The sequence below is a fragment of the Roseovarius salinarum genome (genome assembly GCF_002834145.1).
GTDB classification, from domain to species: domain Bacteria; phylum Pseudomonadota; class Alphaproteobacteria; order Rhodobacterales; family Rhodobacteraceae; genus Roseovarius; species Roseovarius salinarum.
In genome coordinates, this window is sequence record NZ_PHNT01000001.1 from 396300 (window position 1) to 419313 (window position 23014).

The window sequence follows — 23014 nt, forward strand, 5'->3', positions numbered from 1 at the left end:
GGCGATGCAGGCCGCGCCGGACGACGGGGCCGCGCGGCTGGCGTTCTACGACCGGCTCGCCGGATCGGAGCTGTTCCTCATGCTCACCGAGGAACCCGAGGGCGAGGACATATCGCCCGAGGTCTTTGCGCTGGAGGATGCCGGCTACGTGCTGGCCTTCGACCGCGAGGCGCGGCTGGCGCGGTTCGCCGGCCGGCCGGTGCCCTATGCCGCGCTGTCGGGGCGGGCGATCTGCGACATGCTGGCGCCCGCCGGGCTGGGCCTGGGTGTGAACCTCGACGTGGCGCCATCGGCCCTCGTGCTGCCGCCCGACGCCGTGCGGTGGCTGGCGGAAACGGCCGGCCGCGCGCCCGACGCCGTCGAGGCGCGGTTGCGCGCCGTCCACGTGCCCGAGGGGCTTCCCGAAAGCCTGCTGGCAGCCCTCGACGCGCGGCTGGCCAGCGCAGCCGGCATGGCCGCGTCGGCATGGCTGGCCGGCGTCACGCACGAGGATGACACCCGCGGGCACCTGTTGGCGGTGATCGATGCGCACCCCGGGGCCCAGCCGGGCATCGCCACGGCCGTTTCCGAGGCGCTGGCGTTTTCCGGGCTGGACACGGGCACGATCGACGTGGCCTTCATCGCCGCCGATGACCCGCTGGCCGAACGGCTGGCCGCCGTGGGCCTGCGCTTCGACCTGCCCGAGCCGAAGGCGCGGCAAACCACCGCCCCGCAGCCGCCCGGGCGCGACCCGGACAATCCGCCGATCCTGCGTTAGACCCTCTCAGTAGCCGCGATCGCGGTCCACGAGGTGCAGCAGTGCCTCGCCGGCCTCGCCCCGGCGCACGTTTTCGGCGATCACGCGGGCGGCCGAGGCGGGCCGCGTTTCCGAGGCGATGTGCGGGGTCACCGTTACCTGCGGATGCGCCCAGAAGGGATGTTCCGGTGGCAGGGGTTCCTCGCGGAACACGTCGAGCGTGGCGTGGCCGATCTGCCCGGTGTCCAGCGCGGCCAGGAGCGCGTCGTCGTCGACCAGCGGGCCGCGCCCCGGGTTCACGATGACAGCGCCATGCGGCATCAGCGCCAGTGTCTCGGCGTCAATGATGTTTTCCGTTTCCGCCGTGCGGGGCAGGAGCAACACGACGATCCGGCCCGTTTCGAGGGCGCCGCGCAGCCCGTCGGCGCCGTGCCGGCAGGTCAGCCGGGCGATGTCCCTGGGCGTGCGGCTCCAACCTGTCACCGGAAAGCCCAGGGCCGCCAGCGCCGCGCCGCAGGCCCGGCCCAGCGCGCCCAGGCCCAGGATGGTCACGGGGCGGTCATGCGCCAGCGGCGGCACCTGGTCGTTGCGCCACACCCCGTCCTGGTGCAGCACATGCGTGTCCAGGCCCAGGTGATGGCGCAGCACGTGGCCGGTGACCCATTCCACCATGCCCTGCGTCAGGCCCTCGTCCACCATGCGGGCCAGCGGCAGGTGCAGCGTCGGGTTGTCGACGATGTTCTCGACGCCCGCCCATAGGTTCAGCACGGCCCTGGCGCGGGTGTAGGGGGTGAAATCCTGCAGCCAGCTGCCCGGCGAGTAGACGATGTAATCGACCTGGTCGGGGGGGATGTCCTGTGCCAGCCGCGCGGTGACGCCGGCCTCGTCCAGCGCGGCCCTGAGCGGTTCCTCGTATTGCGGCCACCGGTCGGCGCCGCCGGCGAAAAGGACGTTGACCGTCATGTGGTGTCTACCTCGGTCTGTGGACATGGGCGCTCTGCACCAGCCCGAAGGCGGCCATCAGAACCAGCATCGCCGATCCGCCGTAGCTGACCAGCGGCAGCGGCACGCCGACCACCGGCGCAAGCCCCATGACCATCGACATGTTGACGGCGAAGAACAGGAAGAAGGTCATCGCGATGCCGAGGCCCAGCAGCATCGAGAACCGGTCGCGGTTGGCCAGCGCCGACGTGACGCAGAACACGATCACCAGCGCGTAGAGCCCCAGCAGCGAGACCGCGCCGACGAAGCCGAATTCCTCGGCCAGTGTGGTGAAGATGAAGTCGGTGTGCTTTTCGGGCAGGAAGTTCAGGCGCGACTGCGTGCCCTGCATGAATCCCCGCCCCGTCCAGCCGCCCGATCCCAGCGCGATCTTGGACTGGGTGATGTGGTATCCCGCCCCCAGCGGGTCCGACGCGGGGTCAAGGAACGTGTCGATCCGCCTGTACTGGTAATCCTTGAGCAGCTGCCACTCGGTTCCGCGGCTCTGGAACACGGCGGTGACGAGGCCGATCCCGGCCGCCGCGACCGCGGCGAAGTATCCCCAGTGCACGCCGGCCAGGAACATCATCATGCCGCCCGCGGCCAACAGCAGCATCGAGGTGCCGAGATCGGGCTGGCGCAGCACCAGGAAGGTGGGCAAAAGGATCAATGCGACGGGCACCAGCACCCACAGCGGATGCGAGGTGCGGTGCGCCGGCAGCCAGTCGTAATAGGCGGCCAGCGCCATCACGAGCGCGACCTTCATCAGCTCGGAGGGTTGCAACCGCATCACGCCCAGATCGATCCAGCGTTGCGCGCCCATGCCGGTGGTTCCGAAGAACTCCACCGCCACCAGCAGCAGAACCGACACCAGGTAGGCGGGCCCTGACATGTTCCGCCAGAACCAGATCGGGATCATGGCCACGATGAACATCAGCACGAAGCCCGCGCCGAAGCGTTTCATCTGCGGCTCGGCCCACGGCGAGAAGGAGCCGCCGGCGACAGAGTAGAGCATCAGGAACCCGATCGCCGCCACCGCCGCCAGCAACAGCGCGAGCGGCCAGTTCAGGCAAAGCACCTTGCGAACGCCGGTGGGCGTGGTCTTTACGGTGTATTCCAGATAACTCACGCGCGGCTGCTCCCCCCGCGCCGGTGCGCGGGCCGTTCGCGCTGCAGACGTTCCTGGCGCGCGCGGATCGCGCTGCGGTCATTCGCCGGGTAGGCCGACAGCGGCGGGGTTTCGCCGTAAAGCGCCTGAAGCGTGATGTCGCGCGCGATCGGCGCGGCCGTGGTGGAACCTCCGCCGCCATGCTCCACGACGACCGCGACGGCGATGCGCGGCGACTCCTCGGGTGCGAAATTGACGAAGATCGCGTGGTCGCGCTGCTCCCACGGCAAATCCTCGTTGCGGCGCACGCCGCCCGCGCGCTCGTCCGTGGTGATGTTGCGCACCTGGCTGGTGCCCGTCTTGCCCGCCATGCGGAAGGCATCCTCGACGATGCGGCTGGAATAGGCGGTGCCGCGGCGATGGTTGGTCACGGCGGACATGGCCGCGCGGACCCGGCGCAGGTTCGTTTCGCTCAGGCCCAGCGGATCACCTGCCCGGGCGGGTTGCTCCACCCCGTCGATCGACTTGATGAGCCGCGGCGCGACGCTGCGCCCGGTGGCCAGCCGGGCCGACATCACGGCAAGCTGCAGTGGCGACGCCAGCACGAACCCTTGGCCGATCGCGGCGTTCACGCTGTCGCCCAGCACCCAGTCGCGGCCCTTGATCCGGCGCTTCCAGTCTTTCGTCGGCGCGAGCCCCTCGGCGACCGAGGACATCGCGAGCTCGTGCTGCACGCCCAGCCCGAGGCGCCGTGCCATCGCGCTGATCTTCTCGATCCCGACGCGCAGCGCGAGGTCGTAATAGTAGACGTCGCAGCTTTCCCGCAACGAGTTGTGCAGGTTCATGTGGCCGTGGCCGCCGCGTTTCCAGCAGTGAAAGCGTCGGTCGCTGACATCGAAGTGACCGGGGCAATAGATCGTTTCCTCGGCGTCGATCTGGCCGTCCTCCAGCGCGGCCAGCGCCGTGACCATCTTGAACGCCGAGCCGGGCGGGTAGATGCCCTGGACCGCCTTGTTGGGAAGCGGCCTGTAGCGGTTCTCGAGCAGCGCGTTGTAATCCTTGACCGAGATGCCGCGCACGAAAAGGTTCGGATCGAAACTGGGGGAGGACGCCGAGGCGAGGACGTCTCCGCTTTCGCAGTCGATGACGACGGCCGCCGCGCTCTGCTTGCCCAGCCGGGCCTGCACGTAGCCCTGAAGCGCGTCGTCGATCGAGATCTGCAGGTCCGCGCCCGACTGCCCCTCGCGCCGGTCGAGTTCGCGCATGACCCGGCCAGTGGCGTTGACCTCGACGCGCCGGGTGCCCGCCTTGCCGCGCAACAGGTCCTCGCGCGTGGCCTCGAGCCCGACCTTGCCGATCTGGAACCGCGGGATCCGCAGCACCTGGTCGGGGGTGTCGATGCGTTCGAGATCGGATTCGCTGACCGGACCGACGTAGCCGACGACATGGGCATAGTCGCGCCGCATCGGGTAGTGGCGCGACAGCCCTACCTCGGGGATGACGCCGGGCAGGACCGGCGCGTTGACCGCAACGCGGCTGATCTCTTCCCACGAGACACGGTCGGCCACCGTCACCGGCAGCAGGGCGGAGCGCTGCATCTCTTCCATCGCGCGGTTGAGCGCGTTGTCGTCCAGTTCCACCAGCGCCGACAGACGCCGGATCACCTCGGCCACGTCGCCGGCCTCTTCCCGCACCATGGTGATGCGATAGCTCGGCACGTTGTCGGCGATGATCGCGCCGTTGCGGTCGAAGATCCGCCCCCGCGCCGGCGGGATCAGGCGGATGTTGATGCGGTTCTCGTCGGCCAGAAGGCGGTACTGGTCGGCCTGGTCGAGCTGCAGGTAACGCATGCGCAGCGCCAGCGCGCCGACGAAGCCGGCCTGAGCCGCCCCGAGGATGAGCCCGCGGCGGCTGATCTTGCGCAGGCTGTCGGCGGTTTCCTTGACCGGCCGTCTCATCGCGCGCGCCTCCTCAAATTCGCTGGCCCTGCGAGTCGATATCGCCCGGCGCGGCCTTGCGCACGCCGAACAAGAATTCGCTCGCCAGCACGACGACAGGATACACCACGACGGTCATCGACAGTTGCAACAGCATCAGCCCCGTCGCGTCCGGCCCCACCAGCAGCAGTGCGAGGACCAGCATCTTCGCCAGTGTCAACGCGGTGACCAGCATGGCGACGTTAAACCATTCGGCGGCGAACGTCAGGTCGCGCAGCGCCGGCGCACGTGCCTTCAGCGCTTCGGTGCCGACCAGGACCAGCCCGGCCCACAGCCCCGGCGGCCGCTGGAACAGGAAATCGGCCAGCAGGAACAGTGCGGCAACCGCGACCGGCGGCGCGAACTCGGGCCGCCGCAGGACCCAGGCGCAGGTCAGCGCAAGCATCACGTCCGGTCCCGCCCACGACCGCGGCAACGTCTCGAGCGGCAGAAGACGCAGAAAGATCAGGGCAAGGCAAAGCCCGGCGAAAAGCCCGCGCATGGCCCACAGCCGCAGCGCGCTTCGTTCAGCCATTGCCGGCCCCCGTCGCAACGTCCGCGCCGCCGGGCTCTGGCGGCAGCGAAGACGGCGCCACCAGTTCGCCCGTCTCCTCGATGGTCTCGTTGCCGTAATTGCGCAGCACGCGCAGGTATTCAAGCCGCTCGTAATCCGCGGACAGGCGGACGCGCAGCCGCCCGTCGGGGTCTTCGGTGACCTGCCCGACCAGCAGGCCTGGCGGGAAAACCCCGCCGTCGCCCGACGACATCACCCGGTCACCCGGCTTCACCCGGTCGGCATCCTCGACGAACTCGAGCCGCGGTGAGGCGGTGTTGTCGCCGCTGACCAGCGCGCGCTGACCCGAAGGCTGGACGGTGACCGGGATCCGGCTGCTGCTGTCCGTCAGAAGGATCACGCGCGCGGTGTTGTCGCCCACGCCCGAAATCCTGCCCACGAGCCCGAGCCCGTCCATCGCCGCCCAGCCGTCGATGATACCGTCGCGCTTGCCGACGTTGACCAGCACCGACTGGCGGAAGGGCGAGCCGCTGTCGGCCATCACGACGCCGGTGACATAGGTCAGCCTGGGGTCAAGCTGCACGTTGTTGAGATCGAGAAGCCGCGCGTTCTCCTGCTCCAGCTGCAGCGCGGCTTCCTTCCACGCCTTCATCTGCTGCAACTCGCGCCGCAGTTCCTGGTTCTGCTGGTAGATGCGCTGGTAGCTCTGGAAATCGCGCAGGATGTTGACGGCGCCCGTCACCGGCGCCATCGCCCAGTCGAAGCTGGGCACCACATGGTCCACGACCTGTGCGCGAAACCGTTCGACGCGCGGGCTGTCGATGCGCCACAGAAGGAACAGCCCGAACAGGCAGACAAGCAGGATCCCGACCAGCAGGCGCTTGAGCGGGCCGGCATAGTCCTCGTTCGTCGTCCTGTCCTTGGCCACGGCTACCCCTTTTGTTTCAAAAGGTGGGCGTGTCAGCTGTCGTAGTCAATCGCGTGGCGCAGCTGTTTTTCGAACTCCAGTGCCTTGCCGGTGCCGAGCGCCACGCAGTTGAGGCTCTCGTCGGCGATCGAGACGGCCAGCCCGGTCTGCTCGCGCAGCGCGAGGTCCAGGTCGCCCAGCAGCGCCCCGCCACCGGTCAGCATCACGCCGCGGTCCACGATGTCGGCGGCCAGGTCCGGCGGCGTCGTCTCCAGCGCGGTCATCACGGCCTCGCAGATCGACTGCACCGGCTCTGCCAGCGCCTCGGCCACCTGGGCCTGGCTGATCTCGGTCTCCTTGGGCACGCCGTTCAGCAGGTCGCGTCCGCGGATCTGCATGGAGCTGCCGCGCCCGTCGTCGGGCATCCGTGCCGTGCCGATCGAGGTCTTGATGCGCTCGGCGGTGGAATCGCCGATCAGCAGGTTCTGCTGGCGCCGCAGGTAGCTGATGATCGCCTCGTCCATGCGGTCACCGCCCACGCGCACCGACCGGGCGTAGACGATGTCGCCCAGACTCAGCACCGCGACTTCGGTCGTGCCGCCGCCGACGTCGACAACCATGCTGCCGGTGGGGTCGGTGATCGGCATGCCCGCGCCGATGGCCGCCGCGATCGGTTCGGCGACAAGTCCCGCGCGCCGCGCGCCCGCCGACAGAACGGACTGCCGGATCGCGCGTTTTTCCACCGGGGTGGCGCCGTGCGGCACGCAGACGATGATCTTGGGTTTGGAGAAGGTGGAGCGACGGTGCACCTTGCGGATGAAGTGCTTGATCATCGCCTCCGCGGTGTCGAAGTCGGCGATCACGCCCTCGCGCATGGGGCGGATCGCCTCGATGCTGCCCGGCGTGCGGCCCAGCATCAGCTTGGCGTCCTCGCCCACCGCGAGCACCTTCTTGACGCCGTCCTTGATGTGATAGGCGACCACCGAGGGCTCCGACAGGATGATCCCGCGCCCCTTGACGTAGACAAGGGTGTTCGCGGTTCCGAGGTCGATCGCCATGTCCGACGAAAAGAAACCCGGGATGTTCTGCAGTATCGACATCGGTTGGCGTCGTCCCGTCGTGTAAAGGCTCGGGCCCCGTCCCGCGGCGGGGGCGTGGGCCGGCTGTCCTTATAGAGCCCCGCCGCGGGCAGCGAAAGGGCAAGATTCGCAGGCGTCGGCGCGTTGTTGCCTGCCTTTGTGTCGCAGGTTTCCGGCGGTCCGGGAGCGGATCATGGCGGGTGGTCCCGGGGGTGGCTGGTGCTGCTGGAGAGAATCGAACTCTCGACCTCTCCCTTACCAAGGGAGTGCTCTACCTCTGAGCTACAGCAGCCCGGATTGCCGGCGGCTCTTAGACCCTTCGTGCACCGCGTGCAAGGGTTATCTGGACCCTTTTTGACGCCTGCGATAGACAGGTGCCATGAACCGCGGCAAGGACAACGACACGCAGGGCCGCAAGGGCAGGGGCGCCGCCGCCGGGCGCGAGGACCGGCTAAAGGCCCGGCTCAAGGCGAACCTCGCGCGACGCAAGGCAAGGGCCCGGGCGCAGGCCGCGGCGGCACACGAACGCGACGACGGAAAAGACAACAAGGACGAAGGCTAGAGCGGATGGATTCGATCGTCGTGACGGGCAATGGCCCCCTGCAGGGGCAGATCCCGATTGCCGGGGCCAAGAACGCCTGCCTCACCCTGATGCCCGCCACCCTGCTGAGCGAGGAGCCGCTGACGCTGACCAACGCGCCTCGGCTGTCGGACATCCGCACCATGGCGCAGCTGTTGCAGTCGCTGGGCGCCGAGGTGTCGCAGCTGCAGGACGGGCAGGTGCTGGCCCTGTCCAGCCGCGCGCTCGACAACCACGTCGCCGACTACGACATCGTGCGCAAGATGCGCGCCTCGATCCTTGTGCTTGGGCCCATGCTGGCGCGCGACGGCCACGCCATCGTGTCGTTGCCGGGCGGCTGCGCCATCGGCGCACGCCCCGTGGACCTGCACCTGCGCGCGCTCGAGGCAATGGGCGCCGAGCTGGACCTGCGCGACGGCTACGTGCACGCCAGGGCACCCGGTGGGCTGAAGGGCGGGACGGTCGATTTTCCCTTCGTTTCCGTCGGTGCGACGGAGAACGCGCTGATGGCAGCGACGCTGGCCAAGGGCACCACGGTGATCCGCAACGCCGCGCGCGAACCCGAGGTCGTGGACCTTGCCGATTGCCTCGTGCGCATGGGCGCCCGGATCGATGGCATCGGCACGCACACGCTGACGGTGGAGGGCGTCGACCGGCTGCGCGGCGCGACCCACCCGGTGGTGCCCGACCGGATCGAACTGGGGACCTACATGCTCGCGCCCGCGATCTGCGGGGGCGAGGTCGAGTGCCTGGGCGGCCGCTTCGACCTTGTCGGCGCGTTCTGCGAAAAGCTGGACGCGGCGGGTGTCGACGTGACCGAGACCGACAGCGGGCTCAAGGTCGCGCGCCGCCATGACCGGGTGCGCGCCGTCGACGTGACCACCGCGCCCTATCCCGGCTTTCCCACCGACCTGCAGGCGCAGATGATGGCGCTCATGTGCACCGCCGAGGGCGTGTCCGTCCTCGAGGAGCAGATCTTCGAGAACCGCTTCATGCACGCGCCCGAGTTGATGCGGATGGGCGCGCGGATCGATGTGCAGGGCGGCACCGCCACGGTCACCGGGGTCGAGCGCCTGAAAGGCGCGCCGGTGATGGCCACGGACCTGCGGGCCAGCGTGTCGCTGATCCTTGCAGGGCTCGCCGCCGAGGGCGAGACCCAGGTCAACCGCGTCTATCACCTCGACCGCGGCTACGAGCGGGTCGAGGAAAAATTGCGCGGCGTGGGTGCACGCATCGAAAGGATCAAGGGCAGATGAGCCAGGAAGAAGACGCAAGGTTCGAGGACGGCGACGAGGCGCCGCTGCACCTTGGCGCGATGGATGCCGAGGATCTGAAAGTGATCTCGGCGCTGGTGCAGGACGCCGTGTTCCCGATCACCGAAATCAGCTGGCGCGCGGCCGAGCGCCGATTCGCGCTTCTGCTCAACCGCTTCCGCTGGGAAGACGAGGGCCGTGCGCGCCACGCGCCAGAGCGTGTTCAATCGGTCCTGGTCGTGGAAAACGTTCTCGGCGTCGCGAGCCAGGGGGTCGACACCGGGGACCGTGACACCATCCTGTCGCTGCTGTCGGTCAGTTTCGAGCCGGGCGATCCGCCGGGCGGCCACGTCCTGCTGACGCTGGCGGGTGACGGCGCGATCCGGCTGGAGGTGGAGGCGCTGGAGCTTGCCCTGCGCGATGTGACCCGGCCCTATGTAGCACCCTCGCACCGGGTGCCCCGGCACGACGTCTGACGCGCGGGCCGGGGCGTCGCCGGATCACTCCTGGATCGATTCCAGATAATAGGCCAGCGACAGGATGCGGCCGCGGGCGACCAGTTCGGGCATGACGGGGCCGTCCGCCTCTGCCGCCTCGCGCAGCCGCGCGCCCCAGACCGGCATGGGAAAACCGTGGCTGGCCGGCCGGTGGCGGCCGTCGATGGTCCGGATCACCATGCGCATCGGAAAGGCCCCGCCGTTGTCCGCCGCGAGCCCGGTCAGCGGGGGCACCTCGACCGTCATCAGCGCGGCCAGCGGGCCGTCGCCGGCCGCCGTCTCGCCGTGGCAACCGGCACAGCTGTTCATGTATTCCGCCTTGCCGATCCCGTCGGCTGCGGCGGCCCCCGCGAGGCCCGTCGCCGCCGCGATGGCGGCCGCCAGCACCGGGACAGGACGCGTGATCATCCTAATCTTCCTTTGCGCGGATGTCCGGGCCGGCGAACACGCGCCACGGCGCATTCCGGCCCGTCTGCCGTAGCGGGATGGTGCCGCCCACGGCATCGCCGGTCAACCGGCCACGCGCGCATCCCGCCTTGAGGCGGGCACGCGTTCCGTCTAAGGGTTCGCCGGGGCCAAGGAGTTGACGACATGCCGACATTTCTGGATGCCACCGCGGCGGGGTTCGATGCCGATTTCGCGGCGTTTCTCGGCGCCCGGCGCGAGGAGGAGGCGAACGTCGACGAGGTGGTCGGCGCGATCATCGCCGACGTGCGCGCGCGCGGCGATGCGGCGCTGCTTGATCTGACCGAACGCTTCGACCGGGTCAGCCTGACGCCGCAGACCATGTGGTTCGCGCCCGAGGACCTGGCCGCGGAGGTGGCAAGGGTGCCCGACCACGAGCGGGCGGCGCTGGAACTGGCGGCCGAGCGCATCCGCGACTACCACGCCCGCCAGATGCCGCGCGACGAAAGCTGGACCGATGCGGCGGGCGCGACGCTGGGCTGGCGGTGGCGCCCGGTCTCGGCGGCGGGCCTCTACGTGCCCGGCGGGCTGGCCTCCTACCCCTCGTCGGTGCTGATGAACGCCATTCCCGCCAAGGTCGCCGGGGTGGGGCGTCTGGCCATCACCGTGCCCACGCCCGAGGGGCGCGCCAACCCGCTGGTGTTGCTGGCCGCGCAGCTGGCCGGCGTCGACGAGATCTACCGCGTGGGCGGTGCGCAGGCGATCGCGGCGCTGGCCTACGGGACCGAGACCATCGCGCCGGTCGACAAGATCACCGGGCCCGGCAACGCCTATGTCGCCGCGGCCAAGCGGCGGGTGTTCGGGCAGGTCGGCATCGACATGATCGCGGGGCCGTCCGAGATCCTGGTGATCGCCGACCGCGACAACGATCCGGACTGGATCGCGCTCGACATGCTCAGCCAGGCCGAGCACGACGCGAGCGCGCAGGCGATCCTGATCACCGATGACGCGGCGATGGCCAGCGCCGTGGGCGCGGCGATCGAGCGCAACCTCGAGACGCTGGAGCGCGCGGAGATCGCGGGCGCCAGCTGGCGCGACTTCGGCGCCATCATCACGGTGCCCGACCTGCCCACGGCCGCCGCCCTGGCCGACCGGATCGCGCCGGAACACCTGGAACTCTGCGTGGCCGACCCGGATGCGCTGGCCGACAGGATCACCCATGCCGGGGCGATGTTCCTGGGCCGCTGGACGCCCGAGGCCATCGGCGACTACGTCGGCGGGCCGAACCACGTGCTGCCCACCGACCGCTCGGTGCGGTTCTCATCCGGTCTCAGCGTGATGGATTTCCTCAAGCGCACCACGCTGGCGCGGATGTCGCCCGAGGCGCTGGGCGCCATCGGCCCGGCGGCCGAGACGCTGGCCAACGCCGAGAGCCTTGAGGCGCACGGGTTGTCGGTGCGGGCGCGGCTGGACCGGCTCAACCGCGGCTGAGGCGCGCGAATCCGGGTTAACCCGTTGAAACGCCCGGAATCGCGGCCGCGGCCCCGCGTCGGCCTGACGTCGGTATCGCGTCGGTGCGCGATCGGGCGCTGGCCGGGGTGAACGCGGCGCGCGGTGCGCAACGGCGGATTGCAGCGCCGCGCCGGGCCGCCTAGCGTGGCGGGCAAGGAGGGCGGTGCCGTGGCCGATGGAAAACTGCAGGACCCGGAGCTGCCGGCCGGCGCGATCGTGGCGACCCAGGCGGAGGACGACACGCTGGCCGAGGGGCAGGTGCGGCGCAATGACGGGGTCGTCCTGGACCCGGCGGCGAAGAACCCGTGGTATGTGCTGGCGACGGTGGCGGGGGAGCAGGCGGGAAATTCGATCCTTGCCGTGGACCTTGACCTGCACGCGCGGAACCGGCGCATCTGGAACGGGTGGATGTGCGGGCACATGGCCGAGGCGGACCGCGCGGCGCTGGCCGAACAGATCGGGCTGCCGCCGCAGGAGCTGGCACCGCTCACGGAGGAAGAACGCGCGGGGCTGGACAAGCGCTTCGCGGCGGCCTTCCCGGATCTGGCGGAAGCGGATCCGGTGCCCAAGCTGGGCGCGATTGTTGACCTTGGCCTAACTTACTTCGCCAACCCCGTTATATTGTGGCAATACGTTTTCGTCTGGGCTCCATCTTTCAACGAAGCGCATTTCGCCGGGTCTGCCTTTTTCGACACCGCGCATTTCGCCCACGGTGCCTCCTTCGAGGCCGCGCATTTCGCTCGCGGTGCCTCCTTCGAGGCCGCGCATTTCGCCGGGCACGCCTCCTTCGTCACCGCGTATTTCGTCGGGGCTGCCGACTTCCTGTCCGCGACCTTCAGCGGGTGGGCCGTCTTCGGGTCCGCGACCTTCAGCGGGGGTGCCGACTTCGGGTCCGCGACCTTCAGCGGGCCTGCCGTCTTCCGCGCCACTACCTTCAGCCACCTTGCCGATTTCTCGGACGGGGCGTTCGGGGCGCAGACCGTGTTCAAGGACGCGCGGTTTCTGGAAGCTGTCCCGAAATTCTACCAGCGCGAACTGCACCAGGACACGAGTTTCACCACCGCCGAGAGCCACTGGCCGACGATCACGCCCGGGATCGCCGAGGAGGGCAAGCGCGCCTATACCCGGCTGCGCCAGCTGATGCTGCAGCTGGAAAAGCCCGACGACGCGTATTTCTTCTTCCGCCAGGAGATGCGCTGCAAGGAGTTCGAGGAGGATCACTGGTGGAACCGGGTGCCGATCGCGCTGTTCCGGTGGCTGTCCGATTACGGCTACAGCGTGGCGCAGCCGGCGGCGGGGCTGGTCCTTTGGTGGCTGGTGCCGGGGTTTCTCTACCTGTTCCATTTCGCCGGCGGAATCATCGGCGGGACGGCGCCGGTGAGCGTGGTCGGCCCCTTCGGCTTGTCCTTCGCCAACCTCTTCGCGTTCCTCGGGCTCCACCGGGTGTATTTCGGCGATGTGTTGCCGGGGCTGCCGGGATGGCTGCAGGCCCTCGCCGGGGCGCAGACGGTGGCGGGGGTGGTGCTGCTGTTCTTCCTCGGCCTCGGGCTGCGCAACCGCTTCCGCCTGCATTGAGCAGGGCGCGCGCGGGCGCAACGGCCACGGCGGCGCAAAATCGGCATTGACCGTCGCCCGGCCGCATTGCCCGCGCGGGTGGCTTGCGCTACGGCTCGCCCCAGCCGCAGCAACGGACGACGCGAGATGAGCCACATCAGCCACATCGAACTGGACGACGCCAACCTGCCGCCGCCCACGCCGGAGATCGAACAGGAGCGCAAGGTCGCCATGTTCGACCTGATGGAGGAAAACAGCTTCGACCTGCCGCGGCGCGACGACCGGCAGGTGCCCGACGGCCCGTATCGCGTGGGGCTGTCGATCCGCGAGAAGCGGCTGGTCTTCGACGTGCGCACCGAGGCCGGCGAGCCGGCGGCCGAGTTCCACCTGTCGCTGTCGCCCTTCCGGCAGGTGGTCAAGGACTACTGGCAGATCTGCGAAAGCTATTTCGACGCCGTCAAGAACATGCCGCCCAGCCAGATCGAGACGATCGACATGGCCCGCCGCGGCATCCACAACGAAGGGGCCCGCATCCTGGAGGAACGACTCGAGGGCAAGGCGGAGGTCGACAGCGACACCGCCCGCCGCCTGTTCACGCTGATCTGCGTGCTGCACTTCGGGGGCTGAGGCCGATGTCGGCGGACCTTCCCCAGTCGGTCCTTTTCTGTTGCGATCACAACGCCGTCCGCTCTCCGATGGCCGAGGGCATCATGAAGAAGTTCCACGGCAGCGATACCTACGTGCAGTCGGTGGGCGTCAAGAACGACCAGGAGATCGACGGGTTTTCCGTCGCCGTCTGCGCCGAGATCGGCGTTGAACTCGAACGTCACCGCTCGCGCTCGTTCGACGAGATGGAGGAATGGGGCGACGACCTGTCGTCGTTCGACCTTGTCGTGGCGCTGTCGCCGGCCAGCCAGCGCCGCGCGCTGGACCTGACGCGGCTGTTTCACCTCGAGGTCGAGTACTGGCCGATCATGGATCCCAGCGGGCTGGGCGAGGGGCGCGAGGAAAAGCTCGCCGCTTATCGCCAGACCCGCGACCAGATCGTCGCGCGCATCATTGACCGCTGGGGCGAACCGGAGACGGGGGACGCGGACACATGACGGACGACAGGAGGGCGTGATGCGGGTGGACCGCCTGACCGGGCAGGCGCTGGCCGATGCGCTGGACGACGTGGCACGGCTGCGGATCGCGGTGTTCCGCGACTGGCCCTACCTCTACGACGGCGACGCGGCCTATGAACGCGCCTACCTGCAGACCTACCGCGACAGCGAGAACGCGATCCTCGTGGGCGCCTACGACGGTGACCGGCTGGTGGGCGCCGCCACCGGCACGCCGATGGAGGACCACGCCGAGGATTTCGCCGCCGCCTTCGACGGGCAGGGCATCGACCTGCACGACATCTTCTATTGTGCCGAGAGCGTGCTGCTGCCCGAGTACCGCGGGCGGGGGATCGGGCACCGGTTCTTCGACCTGCGCGAGGCGCACGCGCGGGAGCTCGGGCGCGGCTACAGCGCCTTTTGCGGCATCGTGCGGCCCGGCGATCACCCCCTCAGGCCAGCGGATTACGCGCCGCTCGATCCGTTCTGGCGCAAACGCGGCTACGCGCCGCTGCCCGGCGCGGTGGCGCACTTTCGCTGGAAGGACATCGACCGGCCCGGGGAAACGGACCACCCGCTGCAGTTCTGGATGCGCCGCCTCTGACGGTGCATCACGAGGCGGGGATCCCGTGTCCGGCGTCGCTGCGCGTCTCCTCGTAGTGGTCGAAGCGGGACGTCAGCCACGCGGTGCCGCGCGCCGTGCTCGCCAGGGCGTTGAGCAGCGCGTCCATCCCGGACATCGGCAGCAGGGCGCGGAACACGTCCCAGCCGGCGGCCTCGGGGTGCGCCTCGAACCCCATGACCTGTCCCTTCAGGCCCGACACCACCGGCACGAGCTGCCCGGCGAAGACCGAGGGCACGTGGATCGTGACCTGCGCGATGGGTTGCAGCGTCAGCGTTCCCGCCTCGGCCAGCGCCTCCTTCATCGCGTTCTTGCCCGCGGTGCGGAAGGCATGGTCGGAACTGTCGACGGAGTGGTGCTTGCCGTCCAGCAGCGTCACGCCGACGTCCACGACCGGGTGACCGCCCGGGCCTTCGAGAAGCGCCTCCTCGATCCCGGCCTCCACGGCGGGGATGAAATTGCGCGGGATCGCGCCGCCCTTGATCCGGTCCTCGAAGCGGAAGCCGCTGCCGCGCGGTTGCGGCGCCGCCTCGATGTGGACGTCCGCGAACTGCCCTGCGCCGCCCGACTGCTTGCGGTGGCGATGGTGGCGGGCGATCTTGCCACGAATGGTTTCCCGAAAGGCCGGGGGGACCGGTTCCTCCTCGACGTCGATTCCGAAGGCGTCCGACAGGCGCGCCAGCACATGCCGGAAATGCAGCGGGCCCTGGGCGCAGATCACCGGGTGGCCGGTCCGGCCCTCCTGTTCGACGGCGATGCCGGCGTCGATCTCGGTCAGCCGTTCCAGCGCGCTCGAAAGCCGCGCCTCGTCGCGCTCGCGCACCGGTTTGATGATGCGGCGATGGGGCGGCGGATGCGCCGTGGCCCAGTCGGGCAGCGGCGTCGCCCTGCGGGTTTCGTAGAACGCCCCGATGTCGAGGTGGTCGGTCTTGACCGTCAGGCCGATGTCGCCGGGCTCCAGCGCGGGCATGGGTGTCCTGGCATCGATGGCGGTGATGCTGCCCACCGCCTCGCCGGCCAGTTTCTTTCCGTTGGCCACGCCGTCGCCGAAGGCACGGACCACCATTGTCTTGCCAAGATGCTTGACGTGATCGCCCACGGCCGCAACCGCCACCGGCGCGCCCGCGTCGGCCAGCCGGTCGCGCGCGACGGTATGGTCGGGGGCCTCGTGGCGAAGGGATTTCATGAGCCGAAGCATGCCGTTGCGATGCTCGGCCGATCCCAGCAGGGCCGGCACGAGGTCATGGCGCTGCAACACGCGCGAGGCCACGTCGTAGACCGCCTGTGCCAGCGGCTGCTGGTCCTGGATCAGCTGTTCCAGAAGCGCGTCATCGAAATCGGCCAGCGATTCAAGAAGTTCGGTCCGGGCCTCCTGTTCCCGCGGCAACATGTCGTCCGGCAGCTCGACCAGGGCCGAGGGCTTGCCTTCCCGGTATTGCCAGGCGCGTTCCGAGATCAGGTCGACCGCGCCCACGATCTCGCCCTGCTTTCGCAGCGGAACCTGCCGCAGGATGATGCCGTGGCGGCAATAAACCTGGAGGGCCGCCACGATTTCGCTGACCCGGTCGCTCGCCGCGTCGACCCTGTTGATGAAGAGGAAGCAGGGGATGCCGGCCTCCTCGATCAGGCGGAAATAGGGCGCGGCCAGCACCGCCGCCTCGGCGTCCGCCGGAACGCAAAGCACGGCCGCGTCGCTGGCCGCCAGCGCCGGCCCCGCCGGGGCGAGGTTGTCCGCGCCGCCGGCGATGTCGATCGCCGTCCAGTCGTCGCCCATGACGCCGAAGGTCGTCACGCGCGCGGTGTCGCGCACGTCCAGTGTCGTCGGCCGCTGTGACTCGAGCTGCGTCAGCCCGTCGACAAGGGTACTCTTGCCCGATTGCGACGGTCCCAGAACCGTGAATACCCGCATCCGTGTGTCCTCCCTGGTGCCATGCGCGCGAAACGCGCATCCGCCCGACAGGACAAGGCGCGGCGGGCGCGCCGCCACCGGCCTGATCCGGAACCTGCCGCCCGCGGCCGGCGGTCACCGGTTCTTTGCCGGTGTCCGGCGGTGCAGGTCGCCGTCCAGTGTCGGGCACGCCGTGCGCCGCCGTCAAGCCGTGGATCGGCAACGGCGGCGCGGGCGCGTCAAAGACCCAGCTGCCGGCTGATCGCCTTGTGCCGGCGGGCCTGGGTGTCGCCGCGGACCTGCTTGTCGCGACGGTGCGGCACCCAGTCGGTGTTCTTCGTCAGGAAACGCTCGAAGATGGTGCCATCGGGGGCCGTGGCGAACTCCCAGCACCATTTGCCCGATTTGGACTTGCGCCGGCCGTCCTCGGCCCAGTGCCAGGTGCTTTCGTGGCACATCTTGCTGGCAGTGGTGACATACCATTTGCCACTCCCGACGCCGACACCCGTCTCCCCGATGCCCCGGTAGGTGCCGTCGGGGCCCCAGTAGGCGTGGCCGCCGCTGTCCCAGTTCGACGTCTTGCCCGCGAACAGACGGTATATTTTCTGCGGGTCCGTCGGGGTCGCGCCCGATGGCTTGCCGCCGGCGTATGCCGCGCCGGCGAGAAGGGCCGCCGCGGTGGTCAGGACGACTGTCTGCCTGGTCATGTTGAAACCTCCTTGCTTGGCTGGGGGCGCGGTAAGATTGCGCGTCACTGGATCGTCAACCGGGTGACGGTGCCGTCCCGCGAAGTGACGGTCACCGTGTCGCCGGCCATCGTGATGTCCTGGCACTTGCGCCCGGCCTGGTTTTCCGGCTTGGTAAGCATGCGGCACCATCGCCCGTCGCGGATGTCCCATGTGCCGGCGATCACCCCGCCGTTCTCGATCTTGCCGCTGAGCCGGCCGCCGCTGTGCGGGATGATGGAAAAGCCCCTGTCCGCGACGAGGGTCCGATCCACGATTCGGCTCTCGATGGCCCCGGCCGGCGCATCGGACTGTTGCGACATGCATCCGGCCAGCAGCATCGTGACGGTGGCGGTGATGGCCCATTTTCCTTTTTTCATGCGCGGGATCTCCTGTTGCTGTTGCGCGCGGTGTTCCGCGTGGCCCGGTCCGGCCGTGCGGGAAACGGCATCACGCTAGGGGCGGTACAGGCGGGCGTCATGACCCATTTGGGCCATGCCGCGGCGGGCATGGATCGACGCATGGCGCGACGGATGCTACCGTAAGCGGACGATCTGGCGGGGGGTTCAGGGTGCGGGCGCTTCGGGACGTGGCAGCATTTTCGGACGTCGTCACGCGGATCTACGCCGCTGGCGTGGACCCCGGTCGCTGGCAGGACGTCGTCGATGCGTTGCACCGCGGCGGTGGCGGGATCAAGACGCAGCTGTTCGGCCACGATGCGACGAGCGGGTTGAACATCGGCATGGTCACCTGCGGGTATGACCCCGATTTCCTGACGGCATATGCCGATCATTTCGGCGCCATCAATCCCTGGGTTCCGGCGATGCTGTCGGCGCCCGAGGGCAGTGTGCTGAGCGCCGCCGAGATGTGCCCCGCCGACGCAATGGCCCGCACCGAGTTCTACAACGACTGGGTGCGTCCACAGGGCGATATCCGGTGCGGAGGGGGGCTGGTGCTATTTCGCGATGACCACCGGACGGTGATGCTGGGCGCCAACATCCGCGCCCGCGATGCCGACCGCCACGAGGCCGACTGGCTGGCGCTTTGCGGGTTGCTGCGCCCGCACCTCGCGCAGGCCTTCGAGATCAGCCGCCAAGTGGCCGGGCGGCGGCTGGAGGCCGCCGCGGCTGACGCGGCCGGCCACGGGGAGCCGGCGCTGATCCTTGTCGACTGGCGGGCGCACATCCTCTACGCCTCGGCGCCGGCGCAGCGGATGCTGTCGGAGGGCGGCGTCGTCCGGTTCGACGGCCGGAACCGCCTGTCGTTTTGCGAGCGGCGCGCGGACGCCGCGTTCAACAGCGCCTGCGCCGATCTGCGTGCCGGTGCGCCCTTGTCGCCTGCCAGATTCGCCGTGGCCGCCGGGAACGGGGCGCACCGTCTGGGCTGCCGCATCCTGCCCTTTCAGACCGGGGCCGGCGCCGCGGGGGCACTTGGCCCCCTGTGTGACGTGAACGCGCCGTGCCTGCTCGTGTGTCTGGGTGGCGTGCAGGGCCAAGGGGCAGGGCGGGCCCCGTTGTGCGACCTCTATGGCATGACCCCGACGGAGGCCGAGGTGGCCGAGCGCATCACCGATGGCTGGAGCGTGGCGGGCCTTGCCCAGCAACGGGGCGTCAGCCGACACACAACGCGCAACCAACTCAAGGCCGCGATGGCGAAATGCGGAGCGCGGCGACAGGCCGACCTCGTGCGCGTGGTGCTTGCCTCGCGCGACGGCCCGCGCGCTTGACCTGCCCGCATTTGCGACGCCGGCCGGTCAGTGCTCGCGCAGCAGCCGGCCAAGGCCGGCCGGGCGGTCGTCGACCCCGGCCAGGCGCAGGCAGTCCCACAACATCGCCTGGTTGGAACAGACCACCGGTTTGCCGAGGCGTTGCTCGATCTCGTCCACGACCTCGATGCTGCGCAGGGCCCCGCAGCTCAGAAGCACGGCCTCGGCCTCGGGCCGGTCGATGGCCCGGGCGTAATCCACCAGGTACCCGGGCGCCACGCGGACCATCTCGGTATCGTAGGACAACCCCATGCCGTGGGCGTCCAGTACCTCGAAACCCGCGCCGTCGAGGTAGCGCACCATGGTGTCGTTGAGCTCGGGCAGGTAGGGCGAGCCCAGCACGATGCGGTGCACGTCGAGGGCCGTCAGGGCCTTGCGCACCGCCCCGGCCAGCGTTGCCGGCGCCGCGCCGGGCGCACCCTTGACCAGTTCGGCGCAGGAGGCGTCCTCGCCCACCGCAACGGTGCCCGATGTGCAGGCGAAGCAGATGACGTCCAAGCCGTCGTCGGGCAGGATTCGCGCGGCGGCCCCCGCCAGGGATCCGCGCAGTTGCGCGAGGCTGTCGGTGCTGATCTCGCGCGGCATCTCGGCGCGGGCGAAGAATGCCCCCACGCCCGGAGGCATGTTGCGCATCATGTCTTCCTCGACCGTCTGCTCGTTGGGAATGAGCACGAAGCCGATCCGCGCGCGGCCGTGGCGGCCCTCGTCGAAGCGCACGGTGTCGAGGATACCTGTGTGCGTGTCATCGGATGGATCGCGAAGGGTATCCATGTCTCGCTCCCGCCGGGTGTCGTGCAACAGCCTAGGGGCATCGCCGCGTGGCGGCAATCGCCCGGATGCCGCAAACGTGTCGGTCATTGGCGCCAAGGTGCCGCCGGTGGAACAGGCGCGGTGCCCTCGGGCGCCGAGCATCGGAGGCGAAAGGAGCGGATGCCCATGACCCTCGAACCGCCGAAGCTGACCACCTTCCAGGAGCTGCGGGCATCGAGCGCGGCGCACGCGTTCGCCGACGCCGAGCTGCGCGAGCTTGTCGAGCCGAAATACGGGATCATCACCGGCTATGCCACCTTGATGGCGCAACTCGAGACGTTGCGCCGGATCGATCTCGGTGCCACGCCGCCTGCGCAAGGGGTGCCCGTGCAGGGGGGCGATCCATGACCCCGGCAGAGATCCTGCGCACGCCCGCCGCGCGGCTGGCACGCGCCATTGCCGGCGGCGAGGTGACGGCCTCGGCCGTCACCGGCGCCTGCCTCGACCGGATCGAGGCGCTGGACGGCAAGGCGCGTGCCTTCATCGAGGTCACGGCCGATGCCGCGCTGGCCCGCGCCGCGGCGCTTGACCGAAGGGGGGGTGGCGGGCCGCTGCACGGCGTGCCCTTCGCCGTGAAGGACGTGTTCGACATGCACGGCGTGCGCACGACCGCCGGCTCGCGCGTTTTGCACGACAACATCGCCCAAGCGGACGCGCATGCCGTCACCTGCCTGGCCGAGGCGGGGGGTGTCGCGCTGGGCAAGCTCAACCTTCACGAATTCGCCTATGGCGCCACGGGCGAGAACCCGGTTTTCGGCACGCCGGTGAATCCCTACGATCCTTCGAGGCTGGCCGGCGGCTCCTCCAGCGGATCGGCCGCGGCGGTCGCCTGGGGGCTTGTGCCCTTCGCGCTGGGCACCGACACCGGCGGGTCTGTCCGCGCGCCTGCCGCCCTGACCGGGCTGGTCGGGCTCAAGCCCACCTACGGGCGCGTTTCGGTGCGCGGCATGATCCCCTATTGCTGGTCGCTCGACCATGTGGGCATCCTGGCGCGCACGGTGGAGGACGCGGGCCTCGTCCTGGGCGCGATCGCGGTGCCCGACCCGGGTGATCCGGGCTGCGCGCAGGCGTCGGTGTCCGACTATGCCGCCGCGGCGCAGGCAGGCGACGACCTGTCGGGCGTGACCATCGGCCTGCCGCGCGACTACTTCTTCGAGGGCGCCGATCCCGAGATCCTGCGCGCGGCCGAAGCGGCGGCCGGGCAGCTGGAAGCCCGCGGCGCGGCGTTGCGCGACGTGACCCTGCCCGACATGGCGCACGCGCGCACCGTGTCGTTGACCATCCAGATGCCCGAGGCGCTGAGCTATCACATGCGGTGGCTGGAAGACCGCGGCGCCCTCTACGGTGCCGATTTCCGCGCCGGGCTGGCGCTGGGCCAGAACCTGCTTGCCGAACATTACGTCAGGGCCAAGCGGATGGTGACCCGCTACCGCGACGGCGTGGACCACGCGCTCGCCCGGGTCGACGTGCTGCTGACCCCGGCCGCGCCGGCCGTCGCGCCCCCCGTCGGCGCGGTCGAGGTGACGACCGCCGGGGTGACGGAGCCGGCCGGCAACGCGATCACCCGATACACCAGCTTCTTCAACATGACCGGCCATCCCGCCATCACGATGCCCGCGGGCCTGCACGGCAGCGGCCTGCCCATGGGGGTGCAGCTGGTCGGGCGCCATTTCGACGAGGCCGGGCTGCTGCGCGTGGCGGGCGCCCTCGCGCGGGCGCCCGGCGTCCAGGTGCCGCCACCGTCTGTCTGAGCCGGGCGCAAACCCCGCAGAAAGGTCCGTCGCATGCACAGCAACCCCTTCACCGATGCCGAGCTGGCCCGTCGCGTGTCCGCCGTGCGCACCCGCATGGGCGAGCGGGGCCTCGACATGCTGCTGCTGTCGTCGCCGGAAAACATCTTCTACCTCGTCGGGCTCGACCACTGGGGGTATTTCGCGCCGCACGTGCTGATCGTGCCTGCGGAGGGCGCGCTCGTGCTTGTGACGCGCGAGATGGAGCGGGTGGCGATCCGCAACATGGTGCGAAACGCCGATTTCATCGGCCACAGCGATTCGGAAACCGCCGCCGACGCGGTCGTCCGCCACCTGGCGGGGCGGTGCGCGGGCAAGGTCGTGGGATACGAGGGCTGGTCGCCGGGGCTGTCCCATGCACTGGGTGCCCGGCTGATGGACGGCATCGACGCCGGCCGCTGGCAGGACGCCACCGCGCTGGTCGACGAGATGCGCTTCGTGAAGTCGGCGCAGGAACAGGCGTTGATCCGGCAGGCGGCAAAGACCGCCGATGCCGGCACGCAGGCCGCCATCGCAGCCATCCACGACGGTGCGCGCGAGGCTGATGTCGCTGCCGAATGCCTGGCCGGGATGACGCGGGCCGGGGCCACGCCGCCCGGGTTCGGCCCGTTCCTGCGGCCTGCCCGCCGCATGGCCGAGGAGCACACGTCATGGGGCGACGGGGTGCACCGCGACGCCGTATTTCTCGAGGTCGCGGGCTGCGTGGCGCGCTACAACGCGCCGATGGGCCGGCTGGTGCACATCGGCTCCGTCCCCGATGCCGACGCGGAGATGGCCGAGCTGAGCCAACGCGCCTTCGACGCTGCGCTGGCCGCGCTCACGCCGGGCGCGCGGGCGCGCGACGTCTATGCCGCGTGGCAGGCGGTGGTGGATGATGCCGGGATGCCCGGCTATCGCCGGCATCACTGCGGCTACCAGGTGGGCATCGGTTTCCCGCCGTCGTGGACGGGCGGACCCCGCGTCAGCGGGCTGCGCCACGATTCGCCGATGGAAATCCGCGAAGGCATGACGTTTCACCTGATGTCGTGGTTCACCGAGACCGGTCGCGGCAATTTCTTCGTCTCGAACACCGTCCTGCTGGGCGCGGACGGGGCGGAGGTGCTCAACGACACGCCGCCGGGGCCGCACCTGCGTCCCTGAGGGCGCGGCACCTGCCCTGCAATTTCCCCAATCCGGTCTGGTGATCGGCCAGATTCGCCGCTAGGTCGGCCA

24 protein-coding genes and 1 tRNA gene are annotated in these 23014 nt (G+C 69.8%); 13 read left to right on the forward strand and 12 right to left on the reverse strand.

The features are described from left to right. Nucleotides 1-4: 4 nt before the first annotated feature. The gene (locus CEF10_RS02050) at nt 5-757 is read left to right on the forward strand and encodes an SseB family protein (RefSeq protein ID WP_101065680.1); all 753 of its coding nucleotides are present in this window, start codon (nt 5-7) and stop codon (nt 755-757) included. 6 nt (nt 758-763) lie between these two features. Here the strand turns inward: CEF10_RS02050 and CEF10_RS02055 are convergent, their stop codons facing one another. The 7 genes from CEF10_RS02055 to CEF10_RS02085 all read right to left on the reverse strand — a co-directional run bounded on the left by CEF10_RS02055 (nt 764) and on the right by CEF10_RS02085 (nt 7593). Continuing rightward, nucleotides 764-1699: a 2-hydroxyacid dehydrogenase gene (locus CEF10_RS02055; protein WP_101065681.1), complete on the reverse strand. Its 936-nt coding sequence runs from the start codon at nt 1697-1699 to the stop codon at nt 764-766. 7 nt (nt 1700-1706) lie between these two features. Next, the gene (gene rodA, locus CEF10_RS02060) at nt 1707-2846 is read right to left on the reverse strand and encodes a rod shape-determining protein RodA (protein ID WP_101065682.1); all 1140 of its coding nucleotides are present in this window, start codon (nt 2844-2846) and stop codon (nt 1707-1709) included. Further along, the gene (gene mrdA / locus CEF10_RS02065) at nt 2843-4783 is read right to left on the reverse strand and encodes a penicillin-binding protein 2 (protein WP_101065683.1); all 1941 of its coding nucleotides are present in this window, start codon (nt 4781-4783) and stop codon (nt 2843-2845) included. The genes rodA and mrdA overlap by 4 nt, the downstream gene beginning before the upstream one ends. A 13-nt stretch (nt 4784-4796) precedes the next feature. Further along, complete coding sequence (locus tag CEF10_RS02070; RefSeq protein WP_101065684.1) at nt 4797-5336, reverse strand: rod shape-determining protein MreD; 540 nt, start codon at nt 5334-5336, stop codon at nt 4797-4799. Next, on the reverse strand, nt 5329-6243 hold the full coding sequence (mreC, locus tag CEF10_RS02075; RefSeq protein ID WP_101065685.1) for a rod shape-determining protein MreC: 915 nt from the start codon (nt 6241-6243) through the stop codon (nt 5329-5331). Before mreC ends, CEF10_RS02070 begins: the two co-directional genes overlap by 8 nt. 32 nt (nt 6244-6275) lie before the next feature. Beyond that, the gene (locus CEF10_RS02080; protein WP_101065686.1) at nt 6276-7322 is read right to left on the reverse strand and encodes a rod shape-determining protein; all 1047 of its coding nucleotides are present in this window, start codon (nt 7320-7322) and stop codon (nt 6276-6278) included. Between the two features lie 196 nt (nt 7323-7518). Next, nucleotides 7519-7593: transfer RNA gene (locus CEF10_RS02085), tRNA-Thr, on the reverse strand. A gap of 87 nt (nt 7594-7680) precedes the next feature. Between CEF10_RS02085 and CEF10_RS02090 the strand changes: the two genes are divergently transcribed. The 3 genes from CEF10_RS02090 to CEF10_RS02100 are packed head-to-tail and all read left to right on the forward strand — an operon-like array spanning nt 7681 to nt 9610. Further along, nucleotides 7681-7863, forward strand: a complete 183-nt coding sequence (locus CEF10_RS02090) for a hypothetical protein (protein WP_101065687.1) — start codon at nt 7681-7683, stop codon at nt 7861-7863. Nucleotides 7864-7868: 5 nt separating this feature from the next. Beyond that, a complete protein-coding gene (murA, locus tag CEF10_RS02095; RefSeq protein WP_101065688.1) occupies nt 7869-9137 on the forward strand; it encodes a UDP-N-acetylglucosamine 1-carboxyvinyltransferase in 1269 nt (422 codons plus the stop codon). Beyond that, the gene (locus CEF10_RS02100) at nt 9134-9610 is read left to right on the forward strand and encodes a DUF2948 family protein (RefSeq protein ID WP_101065689.1); all 477 of its coding nucleotides are present in this window, start codon (nt 9134-9136) and stop codon (nt 9608-9610) included. Before murA ends, CEF10_RS02100 begins: the two co-directional genes overlap by 4 nt. Before the next feature lie 24 nt (nt 9611-9634). Here the strand turns inward: CEF10_RS02100 and CEF10_RS02105 are convergent, their stop codons facing one another. Further along, nucleotides 9635-10039 (reverse strand): c-type cytochrome, encoded by a 405-nt coding sequence (locus tag CEF10_RS02105; protein ID WP_101065690.1) that lies wholly within the window; start codon nt 10037-10039, stop codon nt 9635-9637. A 183-nt stretch (nt 10040-10222) separates the two neighbouring features. Here CEF10_RS02105 and hisD point away from each other — a divergent pair, with 183 nt between their 5' ends. The 5 genes from hisD to CEF10_RS02130 all read left to right on the forward strand — a co-directional run bounded on the left by hisD (nt 10223) and on the right by CEF10_RS02130 (nt 14806). After that, nucleotides 10223-11527, forward strand: coding sequence for a histidinol dehydrogenase (gene hisD, locus CEF10_RS02110; RefSeq protein WP_101065691.1), 1305 nt, complete (start codon nt 10223-10225; stop codon nt 11525-11527). Between the two features lie 189 nt (nt 11528-11716). Beyond that, nucleotides 11717-13123: a pentapeptide repeat-containing protein gene (locus CEF10_RS02115; RefSeq protein WP_157932934.1), complete on the forward strand. Its 1407-nt coding sequence runs from the start codon at nt 11717-11719 to the stop codon at nt 13121-13123. A gap of 126 nt (nt 13124-13249) precedes the next feature. Then, complete coding sequence (locus tag CEF10_RS02120; protein ID WP_101065693.1) at nt 13250-13729, forward strand: UPF0262 family protein; 480 nt, start codon at nt 13250-13252, stop codon at nt 13727-13729. Between the two features lie 5 nt (nt 13730-13734). Beyond that, complete coding sequence (locus CEF10_RS02125; RefSeq protein WP_101065694.1) at nt 13735-14205, forward strand: arsenate-mycothiol transferase ArsC; 471 nt, start codon at nt 13735-13737, stop codon at nt 14203-14205. Nucleotides 14206-14224: 19 nt separating this feature from the next. Beyond that, nucleotides 14225-14806, forward strand: coding sequence for a GNAT family N-acetyltransferase (locus tag CEF10_RS02130; protein ID WP_101065695.1), 582 nt, complete (start codon nt 14225-14227; stop codon nt 14804-14806). Nucleotides 14807-14813: 7 nt separating this feature from the next. On the opposite strand, the gene CEF10_RS02135 is transcribed toward CEF10_RS02130, so the two are convergent. From CEF10_RS02135 to CEF10_RS02145, 3 genes are all read right to left on the reverse strand, one after another. Next, entirely contained in the window at nt 14814-16733 is a 1920-nt protein-coding gene (locus CEF10_RS02135) for an elongation factor G (protein WP_101065696.1), read from the reverse strand. A gap of 218 nt (nt 16734-16951) precedes the next feature. After that, nucleotides 16952-17419, reverse strand: a complete 468-nt coding sequence (locus tag CEF10_RS02140) for a DUF995 domain-containing protein (RefSeq protein WP_101065697.1) — start codon at nt 17417-17419, stop codon at nt 16952-16954. A 44-nt stretch (nt 17420-17463) separates the two neighbouring features. Continuing rightward, nucleotides 17464-17817, reverse strand: a complete 354-nt coding sequence (locus CEF10_RS02145; protein ID WP_101065698.1) for a hypothetical protein — start codon at nt 17815-17817, stop codon at nt 17464-17466. A gap of 209 nt (nt 17818-18026) precedes the next feature. Here CEF10_RS02145 and CEF10_RS02150 point away from each other — a divergent pair, with 209 nt between their 5' ends. Then, complete coding sequence (locus CEF10_RS02150; protein WP_157932935.1) at nt 18027-19163, forward strand: helix-turn-helix transcriptional regulator; 1137 nt, start codon at nt 18027-18029, stop codon at nt 19161-19163. 27 nt (nt 19164-19190) lie between these two features. Here the strand turns inward: CEF10_RS02150 and CEF10_RS02155 are convergent, their stop codons facing one another. Then, on the reverse strand, nt 19191-19973 hold the full coding sequence (locus tag CEF10_RS02155) for a maleate cis-trans isomerase family protein (protein ID WP_101065700.1): 783 nt from the start codon (nt 19971-19973) through the stop codon (nt 19191-19193). A 165-nt stretch (nt 19974-20138) separates the two neighbouring features. Between CEF10_RS02155 and CEF10_RS02160 the strand changes: the two genes are divergently transcribed. Genes CEF10_RS02160 through CEF10_RS02170 form a run of 3 tightly spaced genes read left to right on the forward strand, consistent with a single transcriptional unit; the run spans nt 20139 to nt 22942 of the window. Next, nucleotides 20139-20360 (forward strand): hypothetical protein, encoded by a 222-nt coding sequence (locus tag CEF10_RS02160; RefSeq protein ID WP_101066042.1) that lies wholly within the window; start codon nt 20139-20141, stop codon nt 20358-20360. Beyond that, nucleotides 20357-21763, forward strand: a complete 1407-nt coding sequence (locus CEF10_RS02165; RefSeq protein WP_101065701.1) for an amidase — start codon at nt 20357-20359, stop codon at nt 21761-21763. Before CEF10_RS02160 ends, CEF10_RS02165 begins: the two co-directional genes overlap by 4 nt. 33 nt (nt 21764-21796) lie before the next feature. Further along, complete coding sequence (locus CEF10_RS02170; RefSeq protein ID WP_101065702.1) at nt 21797-22942, forward strand: M24 family metallopeptidase; 1146 nt, start codon at nt 21797-21799, stop codon at nt 22940-22942. Nucleotides 22943-23014: the final 72 nt, after the last annotated feature.